Origin of the sequence: Natrialba asiatica DSM 12278 (assembly GCF_000337555.1) — an archaeon.
GTDB classification, from domain to species: domain Archaea; phylum Halobacteriota; class Halobacteria; order Halobacteriales; family Natrialbaceae; genus Natrialba; species Natrialba asiatica.
In genome coordinates, this window is sequence record NZ_AOIO01000029.1 from 114,364 (window position 1) to 133,295 (window position 18,932).

The 18,932-nt window shown below is 61.3% G+C and carries 12 protein-coding genes; 8 read left to right on the top strand and 4 right to left on the bottom strand.

Annotation, left to right across the window (positions count from 1 at the left end; all coding sequences use genetic code 11):
- Window positions 1–143 precede the first annotated feature (143 nt).
- From C481_RS11260 to C481_RS11270, 3 genes are all read left to right on the top strand, one after another.
- Window positions 144–1,904, top strand: coding sequence for an alkaline phosphatase family protein (locus tag C481_RS11260; RefSeq protein WP_049904605.1), 1,761 nt, complete (start codon window positions 144–146; stop codon window positions 1,902–1,904).
- A 181-nt stretch (window positions 1,905–2,085) separates the two neighbouring features.
- Entirely contained in the window at window positions 2,086–2,760 is a 675-nt protein-coding gene (locus tag C481_RS11265) for a helix-turn-helix domain-containing protein (protein WP_006109332.1), read from the top strand.
- A 498-nt stretch (window positions 2,761–3,258) separates the two neighbouring features.
- Complete coding sequence (locus C481_RS11270; protein ID WP_006109333.1) at window positions 3,259–4,908, top strand: right-handed parallel beta-helix repeat-containing protein; 1,650 nt, start codon at window positions 3,259–3,261, stop codon at window positions 4,906–4,908.
- A 221-nt stretch (window positions 4,909–5,129) separates the two neighbouring features.
- Here the strand turns inward: C481_RS11270 and C481_RS11275 are convergent, their stop codons facing one another.
- Window positions 5,130–6,191 carry a polysaccharide deacetylase family protein gene (locus tag C481_RS11275; RefSeq protein WP_006109334.1) on the bottom strand — a complete coding sequence of 354 codons (1,062 nt, stop codon included), beginning with the start codon at window positions 6,189–6,191 and terminating at the stop codon, window positions 5,130–5,132.
- A 211-nt stretch (window positions 6,192–6,402) separates the two neighbouring features.
- Here C481_RS11275 and C481_RS11280 point away from each other — a divergent pair, with 211 nt between their 5' ends.
- Window positions 6,403–8,043, top strand: a complete 1,641-nt coding sequence (locus C481_RS11280; RefSeq protein WP_006109335.1) for a flippase — start codon at window positions 6,403–6,405, stop codon at window positions 8,041–8,043.
- Window positions 8,044–8,563: 520 nt separating this feature from the next.
- On the opposite strand, the gene C481_RS11285 is transcribed toward C481_RS11280, so the two are convergent.
- A complete protein-coding gene (locus C481_RS11285; RefSeq protein WP_006109336.1) occupies window positions 8,564–9,640 on the bottom strand; it encodes a glycosyltransferase family 2 protein in 1,077 nt (358 codons plus the stop codon).
- Window positions 9,641–9,786: 146 nt separating this feature from the next.
- Complete coding sequence (locus C481_RS11290) at window positions 9,787–11,079, bottom strand: polysaccharide deacetylase family protein (RefSeq protein ID WP_006109337.1); 1,293 nt, start codon at window positions 11,077–11,079, stop codon at window positions 9,787–9,789.
- A gap of 162 nt (window positions 11,080–11,241) precedes the next feature.
- Here C481_RS11290 and C481_RS11295 point away from each other — a divergent pair, with 162 nt between their 5' ends.
- The 3 genes from C481_RS11295 (at window position 11,242) to C481_RS11305 (ending at window position 15,161) form a co-directional block, all read left to right on the top strand.
- Entirely contained in the window at window positions 11,242–12,330 is a 1,089-nt protein-coding gene (locus C481_RS11295) for a glycosyltransferase family 2 protein (protein ID WP_006109338.1), read from the top strand.
- Between the two features lie 93 nt (window positions 12,331–12,423).
- Window positions 12,424–13,593 (top strand): sugar-transfer associated ATP-grasp domain-containing protein, encoded by a 1,170-nt coding sequence (locus tag C481_RS11300; protein ID WP_006109339.1) that lies wholly within the window; start codon window positions 12,424–12,426, stop codon window positions 13,591–13,593.
- A 320-nt stretch (window positions 13,594–13,913) separates the two neighbouring features.
- Window positions 13,914–15,161, top strand: coding sequence for a PKD domain-containing protein (locus C481_RS11305; protein WP_006109340.1), 1,248 nt, complete (start codon window positions 13,914–13,916; stop codon window positions 15,159–15,161).
- Between the two features lie 309 nt (window positions 15,162–15,470).
- Here the strand turns inward: C481_RS11305 and C481_RS11310 are convergent, their stop codons facing one another.
- Window positions 15,471–16,805 (bottom strand): polysaccharide deacetylase family protein, encoded by a 1,335-nt coding sequence (locus tag C481_RS11310; RefSeq protein WP_006109341.1) that lies wholly within the window; start codon window positions 16,803–16,805, stop codon window positions 15,471–15,473.
- 244 nt (window positions 16,806–17,049) lie between these two features.
- Between C481_RS11310 and C481_RS11315 the strand changes: the two genes are divergently transcribed.
- Window positions 17,050–18,756 (top strand): asparagine synthase-related protein, encoded by a 1,707-nt coding sequence (locus C481_RS11315; protein WP_006109342.1) that lies wholly within the window; start codon window positions 17,050–17,052, stop codon window positions 18,754–18,756.
- Window positions 18,757–18,932: the final 176 nt, after the last annotated feature.

An 18,932-nucleotide genomic window follows, 5' to 3' on the forward strand; every position in this document is an offset into this window, starting at 1 on the left:
CAGATAATGAAGGGCACCGTCTCCGTTGGCTTGAACTAAGACGCGTGCTCGTATCGGCCGGCGAGTGGCTGTGGTCCGTCGCAGACTGGACGCAGTACCGGTCGGGCTAGCACAGCAGTACCACATACTAGAGGCATGATACGATGAGTCGGACGTCTAGCCGCGACGAGATGGTATCGAACGAGAACAATACGGACGGCGAGTCGAGTTCACTCGAGACCTTGGTGATCGGCATCGACGCGGGTTGTTTGCCGGTGTTCGAGCGGTTGTTCGAAGACGATCGGATTCCGACGATCGAACGGCTGTGTTCCGATGGCGTCACTGCGCCGCTCGAGTCGCAGATTCCGCCGTGGACGCCGAGTGCTTGGCCCTCGGTGTATACCGGCGTCAATCCGGGAAAGCACGGGGCGATCGGATTCGTCGGCTACGATGGATACGATTGGCACGTGACGAGCAACGACGACGTTGCCGCACAGCCGTTGTGGACGTTGCTGGACCAGCAGGATCGGTCGAGCGTCGTCGTCAACGCGCCGGTGACGCATCCGCCGGACGAGTTCGATGGCGCGGTCATTCCCGGGTTCCTCGGCCCCGAAGACCCGCAGTGTCATCCGGCGGGACTGTTAGCGGAGGTTCGGGAGGCGATCGGCGAGTATCGGGTCTATCCGAACTACACGCGTGATGACGAGTCGGTTCCGGAGTCCGTGAAGATGGCGGAGTACCAGCAACTGGCTCGTATGCGCGGAGCGGCCTTTCGCTATCTGGTCGACGAGTACGACCCCGACTTCGGGTTCTTGCAGTTCCAGAAGACGGATACGGTCTTCCACGAGTTCGCGGGAGACGAAGAGAAGGTCGAGACGATATACGAGGCGACGGACGAGGAGATTACGCGCGTTCTCGAGGCCTGTGATCCGGATCGGGTCTTCCTCGTGAGCGATCACGGCATGGGGCCGTACGAGGGCTACGAGTTCAGGCTGAACGAGTTCTTGCGCGACGAGGGATTCCTGGAGACGACGACGAGCGGAAAAGGGATGCCGTCGTGGACGCCGATGCGGCGGCGGCTCCGTGAGGGCGAGGAGTACGATACCTGGGAGCCGGGGACGGTCGCTCGGGCGGCGTCGGTCGCCGCGCAGTTCGGGATTACTGCCAGCCGGATTCGGACGGCGCTCGAGCGCGTCGGACTCGCCGATCTGGCCATCAAGTACGCGCCAAGCGGTGTGTCGCGGACGGCAAACGAGCAGGTCGACTTCAGCTCGTCGAAGGCCTACGTCCGCGCTCGCACTGAACTCGGCGTTCGGATCAACCTCGCGGGGCGTGAACCGATGGGCGTCGTTCCCCCATCGGAGTACGAGACCGTTCGCGAGGAGTTGATCGAACTGCTTCGCGGCGTCGAAACGCCGGACGGCGAGTCGTTCTTCGAGACGGTCGAGCCGCGCGAGGAGTACTTCCACGGCGAGCACGTCGAGGAGACGGTCGATATCGTCACGATTCCGACGGATTTCGAGCACACGATTTCGGAACAGTTCCGCGAGAACGCAACGACCTACTTCGGCCCGGTCGAGCCGTGGAATCACAAGCTCGATGGGGTGTTCGTCGCTCTGGGCGAGGGGATCGACGAGACTGCCACACTCGAGCGGGCGCATCTGTTCGACGTTGCGCCCACGGTCATGGCTGCGATGGGGGTTCCCTACAGTGATCGGATGGACGGTGAGGTCGTTTCGGCCGTCGAACCGACCGACGCGATCGAGTATCCGGAGCACGAGGGTCGAGCGAGCAGCGGACTGACACGGGGAAACGAACGGGACCAGAATCAGAGCCGGGACCAGGACCAGGACCAGGACCAGACTGGACCCAATGCCGACGACGACGTGACGGAGCGACTTGCCGATCTTGGCTACCTCAATTGACTCCACCGGGACAGCCGTCCCAGTGTGACCGACGTGGCGTAGTTGTACGCACAGCCGGGTCGGGTCTTTCTCTCACTCAGTTGCCCCCGTATGACCGTTTCACCGGTTACGGTCAGTACAACGGCGCTTAGTGACACGATAAGTATGAGTTAGTCAAGCTGAGTGTCAGGCAAACGGTTACATGGGGTTCATTGCAGAGATCAACGTCGCTCACGACGAACTCGTATTGGTACCAACTATCGAGCGACATCCGAACGTCATGATTAGATACGAGTACGAGGTCGAAGCCGACGACGCGGTAACGTACTTCGTCTCGCTGTTTACCGACGAGTACGAGCGACTCGAAGCCTCGATGGAGGCCGATCCGACCGTCTCCGATCCGATCCGCGTTGCGACGTTCGACAACCGAGTGATCTACCGCGTCCAACTCGAGACCGAGCGTGAACTCGTGCCGGAGCGCTGTGCCAAGCACGGGCTGTTCGTCTTTACGATCACGAGCGGTTCAGGCGGCTGGAACGCCCGCGTTCACTTTCCGGACCGGGAGGCGCTGATGGAGTTTCGGGAGTACTGTCGTGAGCAGGACATCTCGTTTCGGGTGGACCAGTTGTACGAGTCGTCGGCTTCGGACGACGGAACGTACTTTCTGACTGAGCAGCAACACGAGATCCTGTCGCTTGCGTACTATGCGGGGTATTACGACATTCCGCGAGAGGCGACGCAGGACGATCTAGCGGAGCAGCTTGATATTACTGATTCGGCAGTCTCACAGCGGTTGCGGCGGGCTGTCGCGGAGTTGATCGGTGCGACGCTTGATGACGATCGGACGCCGGACGAGTCCAGTCCGAGCAACGACTGAGGAGCGGTATACTGGGCAGTTGTCGGCTTTGGTGCCGACTAGGCGCGCGTTTCGAGTGCCTCGTGACCGGACGCGTTCGAAGAGCGAAAGGGTATGACTGTAATCGGTGACTGTAGTGGCTACTCGGGGCGACTCGTCCCAGGTAGCGTTTCCTCAGGATTCAGCGACTATCTGTTTGTTCGATAGGTGAGCCCGCGTTTAACCGGGAGTTTGTCGGTGTTGGCATCCGATAAGATACGTAGTTGAGTAACGGCAATGACGGATTATCTGGGTATTATACGCGCCATAGGATCGGCGATCAATCGCGCTTGTTACGGCCTATCAAAGGCGATACCCGTAGAATTGCAACACGTACAATAGTTGCAATTCTCACGTCAGTAATGGTCATCTTCTCAGAGGATTGTCGTATCAAACTTAAAGGCTTGCTATCCGAATCCATAGATACTCGGACCAAAGATTACTCAAGTAACTTGGCTATCAATGTCGAAACGAAGTGGTATGCGGAACGCGATTCGGGGAAGTGGGGATGGATGGAACGATTCGGCGACAGCATCTGACGACGCTGCTGCGACAGCGACGGGGGGATCTGGCTCGAGTGGTGGGTCCGGCCGGTCGCGACGGACGTTCTTGCAAGGTGTCTCGGTTGCCGGCGCAACGGCGCTTGGCCTCGGAGCGGCAACGACGAACGGCGCGGCCGTACACGAGTACGGTGAAGAGTTCGATAACGTTGTTAACGTCGTCGACGCGGGGATGGACAACACCGGGCGGAGATCGATTACGCCTGTACTCGAGGACCTTCGTGCGGACAACACGTTGCTGATCTTCCCCGAGGGCGAATACTACATCGACGAACAGTTCCGGTTTACCGGATTCGAGAAGTTCGGTATGGTCGGGGATGGAGCGACGCTCGTGCCGGCGAACTATCACGAGTTCGATGGTCCGCAGTTTCGGTTATTCCGTCTCGGCGTCTCCTATAGACCGGGTGGTCACCTGCTGTTCGCAGGGTTCGACGTCGACCAGACGGCACCGGATACGGGGATTCGGGTCATCGAGGCGACAGCCGAAGACCACCTCGAAGTACGGGACGTGACGATTCACGGCGAACACGACAGCGGGACGTGGGGTCCTGGTATGTTCGCCATGGCCGATCCGGACGGTTACGGCATCATCGAACGATTCCGTGCGCCCGACGGCGGCGTCCACGCGGATCAGACGCCCAACGCGGGGAATATCTGGCGCGGTCCGATCGGGATCGAAGCGAACACGAACGTCGGTCACCTCGAGTTCAGCGATTGTGAACTCGGCGGCTTCCCGGACAACGGGCTGTACGCGATTAACGAGGAGGGGACGATCGTCGTCGACGGCGGCGAGTTCAGAAACAGCAACGGCGCGAACGTTCGCGTCGGCGGTGAGGGAAGCGTCGTCAGGAACGCGACCGTCGAAATCGATCGGACGCGGTCGTACGACCGCGGACAGCGGGGCGTTCGACTCGAGAACGGGAAGAACCTCCAGATCGACGACGTCGATATCTCGATCACGTCGCTCCAGCCGACCAACCACGCGCTTTCGGTGATGAACACGTGCGAGTCCTCGAAGATCAAAGACACGAACATCGAGATCAGCGGCGATCGAGTCAACCACGGGATCGTCGTCTCGCCGGAAGCGGGCTACACCTACATCTACGACGGCGAGATCGATTACAACGCCGCGGGTGGGTATCCGCTGTGGATTCGAGACAGCGACCGGGACGAACGGGTACTCGTCGAACTCCTCGATATCTACGGCGAGGCCGGCGTCACCTCGGCTGGCTTCCGTGACGACATCCGGTGCAGCCGGGACAACTGTCGGTTCAGTCACGTCTCCGTCGACCAACCGGGTCGCAACGGTGCCGACCGGAACGCCGTCTTCCTCAACGGGAACGACGCGACCTTCTACGAGTGCACCTTCCGTGCAAACCAGTACCCGTACATCGACAACGGCGACGGGAACCTGCTCCGGAACTCGACGGTCGAATCCTACGAGGGCCAGGAGGGTATCCGACTCTATCCCGGCATCGATAACCCCCAGTTCAAAGTGAACGAAATCGTCAACGGAATCGACGACCTCGGTGCGGACGACGTCGTCACCTGGAACAATACGATCGTGTAGCGAAAGTGCAACGCGAACGGGTGTGACTCGTAACCGCTGCACTCTCGTTCTCGGTATCGGTATCGGTATCGGTCTCGTTTGAGCCGAGTTCGAGTCACGCTCAGACGGTCATCTTCGGCGTACCCGCAACCCGTTCTGCGGTTGTGCCGGGAAATCGGTACAGCAGTCCGTCTCAAACCACACTGACGACTGCCCACAACCGAGAAGACGACGAGCGACTGCTACTCGCTCGTCGCTCGAATCGCATCTCGGAACGTCACGACCTGGAGACCGAGTTCGTCGATCCACTCGAGGGTCTCGCGGATGCGGTCGGCCGTGACTTCTTCTTTGAACGTGTGTGCACCCAGGATCGCGATGTTTTCCTGTCTCGCGACTCGATCGAGTTCGGTCTCGATCGTCTCTTGATTGGTGAACTCGACGAAGTAGGTTCGGTGCGTATCGAACGGATCGAACGCGTCACGGTCGTTGTGCATCGAGTCCGGATTCACGTTCGCGATTCCGTCGTAGTACTCCTTTGCGTGCTCGATTGCCCACTCGTCGACGACATCGTAGGGCGCAAGCAGCGTATCGACTGTCAGGCCGTGGTCCTCGAGCGTGTTCTTTGACGTTTCGAGGAACTCGCCCATGACGTCGTCGGGGTATCGCTCGACGGCCTCCCCTGCACTGAAGGACTCGCCCAGCGCCTCGTCGAGTTCGAGATAGCCGCCGGTGCCGTCCGTGTTCGAGTTGACGACCGTCCGGCGAACGCTCGTGTCGCCGTCCGTGATTTCGATCTCGTTCCCGTGGTTGAAGCCGTGGTTGCGCTCTTCGGGGTAGATACGGGTATCGTCCGCCGTGGCATCCTCGACGAGTTCGAACTCGCCGAGTGCGGTGTGGGAGGTCGTGTGGGACATGATCTCCCAGCCGGCGGATTCGAGTTCGTCGAGGTGCTCGACGGTCATCCAGTCGGAGCCATCGAAGTCTTGACGTCCCATCCACTCGGTGACGATGCCGGTGCTTGCGGGCGCGTCGAACTCTTGGTGGACCGGAAATGCGGTCTCGTAGTCTGCCATCGGACCGTCGTCGTAGACGAACACGACGGCTCCGCCGTCGATCGTTGGTACGTCTTCGCTATCGGTCTCGTCGCCGGTTCCGTCGGTTTCGTTTCCGTTTCCGGATTCGTTTCCGTTCTCGCCGCCCGGTCGAATCGCGCTACAGCCAGCACCCAGTCCGAGACAGCTGACACCAGCCGTGGCGATGAGGTGGCGTCGCGTCAGTCGGCGACCTGTCGAATCTCTCTCCATCGGTTAGTGTCACGGTCGTGGGTACAGTCCTATACTTATCAGTCCGGTAATCGCGCCGTCGACGGCCAATCACGTTGCACGTCTCGTTTAACCGCGGTATAATAAGGCCGCCGTAGCGGCATCGCTTCACCACTGTGGCTTTCGCTCGCGAGTTGTCGGTTGGTCGACCGAGAAATTCGATCATCGGACGGCGGTCGCTGGAGGACAAGCAATGAACAGAAGTCTCGCTAGCGGTATCTTTTCGGTCGTCAGCACAAAAGTTATCGTTCTCGTCGTCACGGCACTTTCGACGCCGCTTCTGTACCGGTTTCTCGGTGCGTCGGGATTCGGTGACTACTCGTTCTTGATGTCGGTGTTCGCGATCTACATGATCTTCGTGAGCTCCGGTATCACGGATGGTGTGCGGAAGTTCCTCGCCGAGGACCGACCGAAAGCGAACTGGCGCAAACACGTCGTCGGCTACTACTTTCGTCTTGCACTCGTCCTTTCGGCCGCTGGAGCAGTGCTCATGCTTCTTGCCGCCTATTTCGACCTCGTCGGGAGTGCCTTCGGCGGCGGGTTGTCGCAGTACTTCTACGCGCTCGCACTGCTCGTCATCACCGCCCAGTTTCGTGACTACGCTCGCAAGACCCTCATGGGATTCGGCCTCGAACGCTACTCCGAACCGCTGAAAGTCCTCGACAAGGTCGGCTTCGTCATCGTCGCCATCCCGCTTGCCTACCTCGGTGCTGGCGTTTTCGGCGCACTCGTCGGCCACCTCGTCGCGAGTATCCTCGTCGCGGCCGTCGGTCTCGTCCTCATTCACCGCCGCGTTCCGCTTTCGTCGGTGTTCGACCGACCCGGCGATAACTTCCCCCGGAAGACGATGCTCACGTTCAACTCGATGAGCATCGCGCTCGTCTTCCTCCTGATGTCGCTCTATCACATCGACATCATCATGCTCCAGCAGTTCCGCACGAGCGCCGACGTCGGGAACTATCGCGCCGCCCTCGCTATCGCCGAGTTCCTCTGGTTCGTCGGCATCGCCCTCCAGACCGTGTACGTTCACTCGACGTCCGAACTCTGGTCGCAGAACCGCCACCGACAGATTACTGAACTCGCCTCCCGGACGACCCGCTATACGTTTCTCCTAACGGCGATTATGGCTGTCGGCCTCGCGTCACTCGCCGATGTCGCCATCCCCATTTACTTCGGTTCCGAAGCGAAGCCGGCGATTGAGCCCCTCCTCCTCCTCCTCCCCGGTGCGCTGGGATTCGCACTGGCGCGCCCGATCCTCGCCATTTCGCAGGGGAACGGCAAACTCCGGTATCCGGTTGCGGCAACCGGAGCTGCAGCCGGCATCAACCTCGTTCTCAACGCGCTGTTGATTCCTCGCTACGGGATGCACGGCGCGGCAGTCGCAACGAGCATCGGGTACGGCTCGATGTTCGCGTTTCACTGCCTGAGCGCCCGCGTTATCGGATTCGATCCCCTCGCTGACGCACGACTCGGCCGTGGTGTGGTTGCAGCGCTGCTCGCCGGCGCCCCCATCCTCTCGCTCTCGATGGCGATTACGAACCCACTGCTCGCGCTCGCGGTCGTCCCACCGGTCGGCTTCCTGACCTTCGTCGGCTTCGCGCTCCTCGTCGGCGCGCTGGACCCGACGGAGCCGTTCGAAATCCTCGGGATGCTCCCCGATCCGATCGGTTCGAAAGCGGATGCGATGCACAACCGAATCGATCGCCGAGTCAGTAGTACTGACACCCCCTCACGCGGCTGGTTCCAGCGCATCCTCTTTATCGTCGGCCTCTCGCTGCTCGCGTCCGGGCTCGCACTCGGGCTGCTTGGTCCGGCACTCAATTCCCTACTGTGAGCCGACCACCTCGAGTTCAGCTTCTCACTCCACAGCGGTGCAGCTGGGACGACACTGAACTCGTTTTCGGGAAGCGGGTGAACGAGTGGGTACATGATCGCATGTTAGTAGTCAATAGGTGCGTTTCGCGCGCACCCGCACGGGTGACAAATGCACAACCGGCAGCACGCTCCCCATTATTCACCATTCACCCGGAATCGCTCACCCGCCACGAGATGTGACACACAAGAACGCCCGCAGGCGAGTTCACGAAGTTGCTTCGCCAGTGACGGAAGGAACGAGGATACCTGACTGTCGCTTGGGAGGTCACCGGATCGGGTTGGTTTCTCAAGCCGTCCAACGCAGCAGCTAATCGTGCGGTCCGTGTCCGATGGAGAGACGAGTGTGTCAACAGAGCGTAGTGAACGTCGCGAGCAGTAAGGAGGAGCCGCCGCTGAGATCGATCCGCGCGTGAGCGGACTCATGCGTGAGCAAAGCGTTCAGAGGTGAGATATCGTGACCGAAGGCACGTGAGCGAGCGCTAGTACACCTGCGTCTCGAGGTGCTCGCTCTGGGCCATATCGAACACCATCGCGAAGAGCAAGAGCGCGACGCCGAAGATGAAGACCAGGAAACTCGCCATTCCCTGGAGGAACGGAAGCGTCAACTGCGAGAGGGCGATGAACAGCGTCCAGAGTCCACCGACCATCCCGATCGCGGAGGTTCCCGCCCCGAGTAGGTAAAAGAGTGCGAGCGGGTGGAAGTCGAGGGCGAGGTATTTCGTCTTGAGTCGCCAGAGGAAGTTCTTGAGGAGCATCGTCGAGACCTTCGGAATGTACTCCGAGTAGGTGATGCTCGACTCCTCGTCGCCGTAGACGGCGGGCATCGACACGTCTGCCACGGCCGCGTCGTTGACGTTTAACTTCACCAGCAGGTCGTTGCAGTAGCCGTAGTACTCGTAGAGTGACTCGAGTTCGATCGCTTCCAGGGCGTCCTGAGAGATGGCCGTGTACCCGTTCTGCGGGTCCATCGTCTTCCAGTAGCCGGATGCGACCTTGGTGAGGAAGGTAAGCATGGTGTTGCCGATGAACCGAAAGCGGGGCATGGCGTCCCGGTATTCGGCGGCGAGTAGCCGATTCCCCTTGGTATAGTCGGCGGTGCCCTCGACGATCGGGTCGAGCAGCCGCGACATCTGGGAGAGGTCCATCTGGCCATCCGCGTCGACGGTGACGGTCGCGTCGACGCCGTCCGCACGAGCGGCGAGGTAGCCGGTTTTGATCGCCCCGCCCGCACCGCGGTTTTCACGGTGCTGGATCGGGACGACGCGCCCGATCGGATCGTGGACGACGGCTCGGTTCGACAGGGCCGAGGTGCCGCCGTCAGGTGCGAGTTCAGCCCGGTGGGTCGCGGCTGCACGGTCCGAGCCGGTCTCGGCTGCGCGCTTGTCACGATCCGCCCTGGCCGCGTCGTGGATTTCCTCCCAGGTGCCATCGGTCGACCGGTCGTCGATGAGGTACAATCGGTCGACGTACGCCGGCATCTCGCGGATCACGTCGCCGACGAATCCTTCCTCGTTGTAGGCCGGAATCACGACGCCGACGCTGGAGTCTCGGTACATCTAGGTAGTGCCTCCTGTGGCTGTGGCTGTGACTGTGACTGTGACTCTAACTGCGTCTCGGTCTCGATGCGTAGTCGATCGTTGCCGCTCGATACGGCTCGGACCGTCGCGGTCAGGGACGCGGTATCTCGTGCCCAGTTCGCCGTTCATGCATCGGAGAGTTCGGATGCGGTGACGACATCGACATCCGCGGCATCGATGTACTCGAGGAGGTCCTCGAACGCGGTTTCGGCCATGCCGTCGGGACCGATCTCTTCGAAGTGCAAGACTGCGAGTTGACCGTACGCTTCGGCGTGGTCGACGTACGTTCTCGTCGTTGCACCCGCCTCCCCGGAGAAGAACCCGAGGTTGTACGGGTCCGAAATCGGCAGTGCGTTCGGAGACCCACCGTACCGGAGCGCTCGGTCGTGATACTCCTGGACGAGTTCACGCGTCGTTGGGCCGAGAACGTTTCGTGGAGTGATGAAGGTCCCCGCGCCGTCTTCGAAGCCGCGGGTCTCGAGCCAGCCGGCCGTCTGCTCGATCACTCGTTCTTGCTCCTCGGCGGAGAAGTCGGTGATGTTCTGGGACCCCGTTCGTGGACGGGCAGCGAGATCCCAGCCGGCCTCGGCTAGCTCGTCGAGTTCACTGAGCGAGAGTCGGCCGTTGTCGTCGTTGCCGACGGCTTCGGGGATCACGGCTTCGACGCCGGTGAAGTCGTACGTGGAGAGGTGCTCGAGCGCGATTTCGTGATGGCTCTGAAGCGTTCCGTTGAACAGGAGCATGACCTTGCCCGTGTCGGGGCGGGGGGCGGTGCGAAGGTCGTCGATCGAACACTCGATCGGGCCGGAGTCGCTGCCGCGTCGGCGGGCCGAGAGGCGGATCTCGCGGACGGACGAGAGGTCGGGATTGCCGTCGACGTCCGTCGTGCCGAAGTCGACGCGGGTCCAGCTGTCGTTCGGTCCGACGAGGGTGCGCCGGAGCCGGTGAACGATATTCGAGTTCGGCGCGAAGAGTTCGAGCGTCAGCGTGAGTTGGTCCTGTTCGGCGAATTTGACCGCCAGCGAGAGGTTCGAGTCGCTCAGGTCCGTTCCGCCGGAGATGGTCCGGTAGATGCCGGCGTATTCGGTCCCCTCGGGTGCGGTGAGGCGGGCGGACTGGGAGCCGCTGTAGGGGTCGTCCTCATCGGCTTCGAAATCGCCCTCGTCGAGCAACGTGACCCAGTCGTCGAGGGTGTCGAAGGAGTTGATGGTTTCACCCGGCAGGTCGGCGGGGTCGGCGTAGTGGAACGGTGTCGTCTCGTCGTCGGAGTCGTCCGCGTCGCCGTTTGAGTCGGCGTCGGAATCGTCGTCACCGTTCCCGCCACCCCACTCTTCGATGCTCGAGAGGCAGCCGGCGACGCCGAGTGTGCCGACCGCCGCGGTCGCCGCCACGAACGATCGTCGATTGCTGTTCGTCATTGATCCCGTCGAGGACTGGTTGGGTCTTTCTTATACACCTCTTAGCGCCCACAGCAACCCGAATCGTTGCCGGGGACCCAATCTGTGGGTGGGCAAGGAATCCACTGGTAGCGGTGCTTATGCGCTCGATAATAATGCCCTGGGGCCGGGTAGCGTCCTGAAATGGCACACGAACGGTCAGAGCCGCGCGTCAGCGTCGTGATTCCGACGTACAACAGAGCCGAGACCCTGCCGACGGCGATCGATAGCGCGCTCGAGCAGACGGTCGAGGAAATCGAAGTCATCGTCGTCGACGATGGCTCGACGGACGACACGCCAGCGGTGCTCGCGAGCTACGACGATCCCCGAGTACAGCCGGTCGTCCACGCGGACAATCAGGGGGCAAATGTCGCCCGAAACACCGGTATCGACCACGCTCGTGGCGAGTACATCGCGTTCCTCGATTCCGACGACGAGTGGCGTCCCGAGAAACTCGACCGCCAGCTCGAGACGCTCGGAACGCGCTCGGAAGCGTGGGTCGCCGCCTACTGTGATACCACGCTGGAACTTCCCGAGACGAGCGACAAATTCCGCGGTCTCGCCGCCGCCGTCCTCTCCCGGTCGGACGCGGAGCCGACCCGGGAGGGCGGCGAGGAACTGATCGGCGAAATTCTGGCGGACAACGTCCAGCCGGGGGCCGGCTCGACCCTCCTCGTCGAAACCGAGGTTGCCCGCGATATCGGCGGTTTCGACGAAGAACTCGACCGATTCCAGGATCCGGAGTTCTGTCTGCGCATCCTCAAGGAAGGAAAACTCGCCTACGTCGACGACGAACTCGTCGTTCGCGAGGAAACCGGCCATCCGCCGGCAGCCGTCATTAAAGCTGCCGATCAGCAGTACCTCTCGCGGTACGAAGACGAGGTCGATCGCTTCGAGGCTGCGGGATACGACATTCGTGCGCGTCACAACCTCCTCCTCGGAAAGCGATACCTCGCCGAGGGACGGTTCCTGCGCGGCGCGTGGCACCTCCGATCCGCAACGCTCTCCCGACGCCGCTATCCGGGGCTGTGCTGGGCTGCTGGAACCGGCGTTCGACGGCGTCCGAAGACGGTCGCCGCAACCGTGTTCCTCTTTGCGCTGCTCACCGTGGGCCTCGTCACCGCCACCTCCCGAATCCCGCTGTGTAGTGCGACTACAAACAGCCCCGATGTCGACGAGTTCTCGACGGACGCGGGTTCGACGCGCGCCGAATCGGAGTCGGCAGACGAGTAACCACCAACGTTCCACCTGGCTCAACTGAACTCGCGGCTGTGAAACGATCTTTTCCGTTCGGTAACTAATACCGTTGCGCTCCCAGCGGAAGCCATGAACGTCCGAACGCTGTACCATACGGCTCGAGGGCTGCAGGGACTCGCGGGGACGGAGTACGAGAGCGATGTTTCCCCGCCGCTTCAGCGTCGGCTGTGGCTCTGGCGGCGCGGCTTCCTGAGTCGCTCCGATGCGATCTACGATCTGGACGAGGAGTCAGCGCAGGACTACGTCAACGACTATCAGCGGTTCGTTCGAACGAAGCGCATTAACGGTACCTGGTCGGTTGCGCTGTCGAACAAACTCCTGTTTCATCGGGTGATGCAGCCCTTCGACGAGCAGCGGATGACCGTCTACGGAATGGTCGCTGACGGCTCGTTCCACTCGGTCGATGCGATGGCCGAACGGTCCGAACTGACCGACGGTGGAAGCGTCGTCGCCGAGTCCGCGGGCGATGGAGGCGTGGTGGGTGATGCGGGCGACGAGTTCAGTCGAGCAGAAGGCCGGTCGCATAACGCCGCTCAACGGGTCGTCGAACGCCTCGAAGTCGAGGATTCGCTGGTGCTCAAGTGGGTCCACGGCGGCGGCGGGAACAACGTCTTGCTGTGTTCCCGTTCACCGGACGGCTACCGGGTGAACGGCGAGCACCACACTGAGGCGGAGTTTCGATCAGTAGTCGCGAACCTGGACGAGTACCTCGTCTGTGAGTACGTCGAGCAGGGGTCGTTCCCGGACGAGCTGTATCCGGAGACGCCGAACACGCTTCGGTTCATCACGATGTACGACGAGGTCGATCACGAGCCGTTTATCGCGGCGGTGATCCATCGAATCGGCACCGGTGACTCGGAGCCGCTCGACAACTTCACGCAGGGAGGTCTCTCCGCAGCCATCGATCCCGAAACGGGTGAACTCGGGGCCGGTGCACGGCCGCCGGCACACAGCGGTGAGCGCGTGTCGTGGCACGAAACCCATCCGGATACCGGGACGCAGATCGAGGGCAGGCAGGTTCCCGGCTGGCAGCAGATTCGCGATTCGGTGCTCGAAATGGCGTCGACGGCCTCGTTCCTCCCGTACATCGGCTGGGACGTGATCGTCACCGACGACGACGGATCGTTCTCGGTTATCGAAGCCAACAGCTATCCGGGGCTCAAGTCGATCCAGGTTCACGGCCCGCTGCTGGCCGACGACCGAGTGCGGCGGTTCTACGAACGCCACGACGTGTGCTAACAGGATACACTACATGCCCAGAGATATGTCGCCAAATCGTGACTTACAGACCGGGGCCAGTATGGGCACACTCACCCCGCTTATACCGGCCAGATCGGACAGTTGTGGACCTGGGACAGTTCGACTAGTTCCGGTACTCCATTCGACCCAACCATTTCGCGAGCGGAACGAAGTCGCACAATCGTCTTAAACTCGCTATAGTGAACACTCCCCCTTCAAAAGGAGGCAGTGGTATGCAGCGGGATTCGATATCACGACGAACAGTACTGTCCCTTTCTGGACTGGCAGTCACAGGCGCAGGTATTGCAACCGGTACACAAGTGCAGACACGGGCCCAAGACCAATCCGATCCGGGGTCGACTGACGAGGCTAACCTCTCTCGTTCTTCGTTTACGATTCTGGAAGGAACGGACGGCGAAACGACCGTCACCGTTACAGAGGCTCCAACCGACGGTCCAACGGTTTTCGTCATCGGTGGCATCCACGGCAACGAGACTGCCGGCTACACCGCCGCCGAAGAGATTACCGAGTGGACGATCGACGCCGGGACGCTGGTCACGCTCCCCCGAGCGAACCCCGTCGCCATCGAACGCACGACTCGCGTCGACGACGAGGGCGTCGACCTCAACCGACAGTTCCCCGAGGGAAGCGACCCCGGAACCGAACTCGCCACCGCGATCTGGGACGTCATCTCCGAGTTCGATCCCGACATCGTGATCGATCTTCACGAATCGCGCGGGATCTACGCGGGCGACCCCGTCGACGGCGTCGGACAGGCGATCTTTCACTCTCGCCGGAACGATGTCGCCCAACTGGCAGCGGACACCGCCGACGCGGTCAACGAGACCTACATCGACGATTCGAACCGCGCGTTCCAGACCGGGTACTACTCCGCCCCCGATAACGATCCGAGCGGGCTCCTCGTCCACAAGGCGTCCCGCGAGCTGAACGCCGATACCTTCCTCGTCGAAACCGTCTCGACCCAGAACGAACTCGAAACGCGAGTCACCTGGCACTCGGCGATCGTCGAACACCTGACCACCGACGCGCTGTTCCCGACGGACGAACCCGACAACGGCCACGAACCCGACGAACCACTCGACGAAGAGGAAGAACCGGACGACCCGCCGGCGAACGAGAACGGTCCGGACGAGACCGAACCCGACGATGGTGACGATAGTAGTGGAGAGAACGGCGACGACGGCGAAGACGGCGAGAACGGTGCGGATTCCGGCGACAACGCCGGCGGTGACGACAGCAACACCGACGGCGACGTCCCAGCGGATCACACCGCCCCAACCGCAACAATCCGCACTGAGCCAGCGAACGCTGCCGACCGAACCTTCGCTCCCGACGAAACCATCACCCTCGATGCCACCTGTTCCCGTGCTCCCGACGGTGAACTCGTCAGCTACGAGTGGAGCATCCAGAGCGACGGCACCTACGACGAATCCGGTCAAACGGTCGACGTCACGGTCAGTGCCACCGGCGAACACCGCGTCCTCTTGCGCGTCACCGACGACGCCGGCGCACGCGATACGACCGAACTAACGCTCACCGTCAACTAATACTGTCAGACAGCACCATTTGAAGACCGGTCGCTCGAACTCGACTGTCGCCGTTGGAGACAGCCGGACTGTCGCGACCGACTTCTCACTGACTCCTGTCCGACGGTATACCCACCGACGCGATTGGGAGACCAACTGCTTCAACCGACCGTTCGGGTATCAGCTATCGGCTTCTCCCTCGCTCTCACTGAGCACCGAGCGACGACGACAGCGGTCGTATTGATCGACGTGCCGTCCGATAGCACTCAAGAAACAGTTCGTCCCTCGGCCTGAAGTAGCGTTCAGTACTGCTCGCGACCCGTGCCCCGCTCAAAACGGGTCCGTTCGTAGCTTCCACAGGTCATCGAAAGTAATAACCTCGACATCCGCATTATCGACGTACTCGAGGAACGTCTCGTAATCGCCCTCGGGCATCGTGTTATTCGCGTCGAACTCGTGGAAGTTCAGGATCGTACACTGGTTGTGCGCCTCGGCGAGATCGACACACCGTTTCGACGTACTCAGGTCGTGTCCGATCGTCCGCGGCAACGCCATCGGGTCGAATCCGTAGACGGTCGTCGTGTTGACGTTCCCCGACTGGTTGAATCCGCCGCAGTAGTGATAGTCCGTGAGATACTCGAGGCTCGTCTTGTCGTAACTGTTGTTCGGATAAACGATGTAATCCGCGCCCTCGAACTCGTTCTCGATGAACCAGTTCTTATCGCTCCGGATACGGTTCTCGAGTTCAGCGTCGTCGTCGTACTCGTGGAGCGACGTGTGCGTTCCGTGGACGACGATTTGATCGCCTTCCTTCTGGCGATCCTGGAGTTCCGAAACGGACATGATGCCGTTTCGCCCTTCGACTACCCACCGCGGGACGACCGCCTGGACCGCCGTGAAGCCGAACTCGTCGTGCAGCGGCGCGGCCGTGTCGTAGAAATCGCGCGTGCCGTCGTCCCAGGTCAGCATGACGTAGCCCGTCTCCGGTTTCCGGTGGGTCCGAAGGTCGTCGATCCAGATCTCGGCCTCGTCCATGGAGTGGAGAACCCGAATTTCGAGTCGGTCGGCATTGTCCAGCGTCGGCGCGATATCGCTCTCTTCGAAGACGCCGGGGCTTGCGCGGAACCAGCCGATATCGGGAGTGCGATACGTGATCTCGCGAAGCGAGTAGATCCGATCGCTCCCGTAGGAGTCGACGACGCGCAGGTTGACTGTGATGTCCTGGGGCGTCGTGGTCCGAACGGCAAAGGAGTAGTCGTTGTCGGTCAGGTCCGTTCCCGAGACATCGCGTTGTGCGACGATGGTCTGGCCGTTCTCGCTCGTCAGATGGAGGCTTTGGGAGCCGTCGAAAGCAACGTCCTGGTCGGTCTCGCCCGATCCGCGCGTGATCTCCCAAGCATCGAGATCCTCGAAGTCATCGAGGGAGTCGCCCGGTTGGCCGTACTCCGTACGGCTATTGTACTCGGTTTCGAGGGGCGGAACGCCATCGGTGAGTGCGGCGACGTCTGACTCCCCGTTCTCGGCGGACTCGTTTCCCGACGACCCGTCGTCGACCGAGCCGCCGCGCAGTGACTTGAGCCGGTCAGTACAGCCTGCCAATCCAGCAACCGCGGCGACGCTCGATCCGGCGAGAAAGCGGCGTCGCGTTGCTCGTCCATCTGTCATGGTGCTCAACCGTACCGATAGTGACGGCATTATTATGCCTCCGATAGGCACCGGCGCGGTGTTCGTGCAATTCGACTAAAACGCTCTATTTCGACCGATCCGGGCCTTAGCAACGGCATAGTTAATTGGAACTCGACCCCAGATTCGAGGAGAGACAGACCCTCGGGGACAGCCGGACCGTTTCGGCATCTCCGCGACGAAATGCCGTCTACTCCCACCACAGCGGAGAGTACTGATACTAACGATGAACAAAGAACTGTTTGGTGTATTCGGTGGTAGCGAGACGTTCGAGCGGTTTCGATCGCGCGACGAGTTCGACGAGGTCCTCTCCGGACCGTCGCTTACAGTTGCGATCAGAGATCCCGGCCTCGACTATCCGGGCTGGAGCGCGACGTATGCGGACGAAACCGGCTGCTGTGTGATCTGGGGCGAGGCCTACGTTCCCGGTGACGAGCAAAACGCCGCACGCTGGCTGCTCGACCGGTACGACGCGAACGGCCTCGATGCGCTGGACGCGCTCAACGGTTCGTACCTGGCCGTCCTCGATATCGACGGTGAAACGCCGTTCGTCGCAACCGATCTCGTGCGCTCACGGGAGTGTTTCTACACCGACGACCCCGGTCCGCTCGTCTTCGGTACCGACGCCGCCGAAGTCGGACGGACGATTCCGGGCCCCTCACTCGACCGGAACGGTATCCTCGAGTTCCTCCACATGGGCCTCGCGCTCGGAGAGAAGACGTGGATAGACGAACTCTCGCGGCTCCCGATCGATAGCCGGCTGACACCGCACGGCGTCGACTCCCTTTCCCGGTTCGTCTACCGGCCGGCCGACCCCGACGCCTTCGACTACGTGGACGAACTCGCGTCTCGACTCGAACGGGCGCTGCGACGGCGCTCGTCGAATCCCGGGCCGAAGGGGCTCTTGCTCTCTGCGGGGTACGATTCGCGCATCGTGCTCTCACAGGTCGACGACATCGACCACTGTTACACCGTCGGCTCGCCGGAGGCACAGGAAGTGCAGGGTGCAAAACGGGTTGCGAACCAGTACGGTGCAACACACACCGCGTTCCAACCGGACGAACGCTATCTGCTCGCCGACGAGTTCAAGGTCCAGTACTCACAGGGGATCAAAGAGTCGCTCCATATTCATCACGCCGGCTATACGGACGAACTCACGGACGAAGTCGAGACGATGTACCACGGCCTGCTCTGTGATACGTTCTTCCGCGGGCACTTTACCGCACAAGACGGGGTCGACGTGCTCGGGACGTGGGTGCCGTTTCAGCGACTCGATCCCGATCCCGACCCGGTTGCGGTCTTCCTCGACAAGTACGGGTACAGCCGCGAGCAGAGCATCGAACTGACCGAGCGGACGGGAATCGACAACGATCCGGAACGGTTCGTCGAAGAGGCGGTCGCCGCCGAATTTGCCGCCAATCGCTCGCGCGCAGATTGCATTCAAAACGCCCTAACCTGCTGTGGTATCGCCAATCAGCCGTCCGTTCCGTTCCACAATCACCTCGCCGACCAGTTTTTTGCCCCGTTTCTGGCAACCGATCGCGAACTGCTCGAGTGGCACCTCCGAACGCCCCCGCGCCTCCGGACGACTGAGACCTTCTTACAGGCTTGCAAACAGCTCGATGACGATATCCTCCGTCACCGACCGCCGGATCGTCCACACGACGGCATGCTGCTAAACGAAGTCGAAGGGTTCGTCAGGCGCAAGACGCCGCTTCTGACCTCGTTTGAGCCCCCGTGGCCCGACCGGCGAACGCTCTTCGAGCAACACGGATTCAATGACCGACTGCTCGGTGACTACGAGAACATCCACCCGATAGCACCCAGACACAAACTCCGCGTGGCCGACCTGCAAACGTGGCTCGACTCCTGGGATGCAGTTGCTAGTGACACAATCCCATGGTTGCAATCACCACCACGGATTATGTCCTAGTCAGCACCCGAACGACCTGTTTCTTGACATAGGGAACGTATTCTAACGGTTCGTCAAACAGCCGCTAACAACCATTTAGATCGTTTACCGGATTTGAATCGTGAGAATACTTATATACCACGAAGATTTAGGCTGGAATATGCGTCTGACGCCGTCTTGGTTGCGCTCTTCGTCAG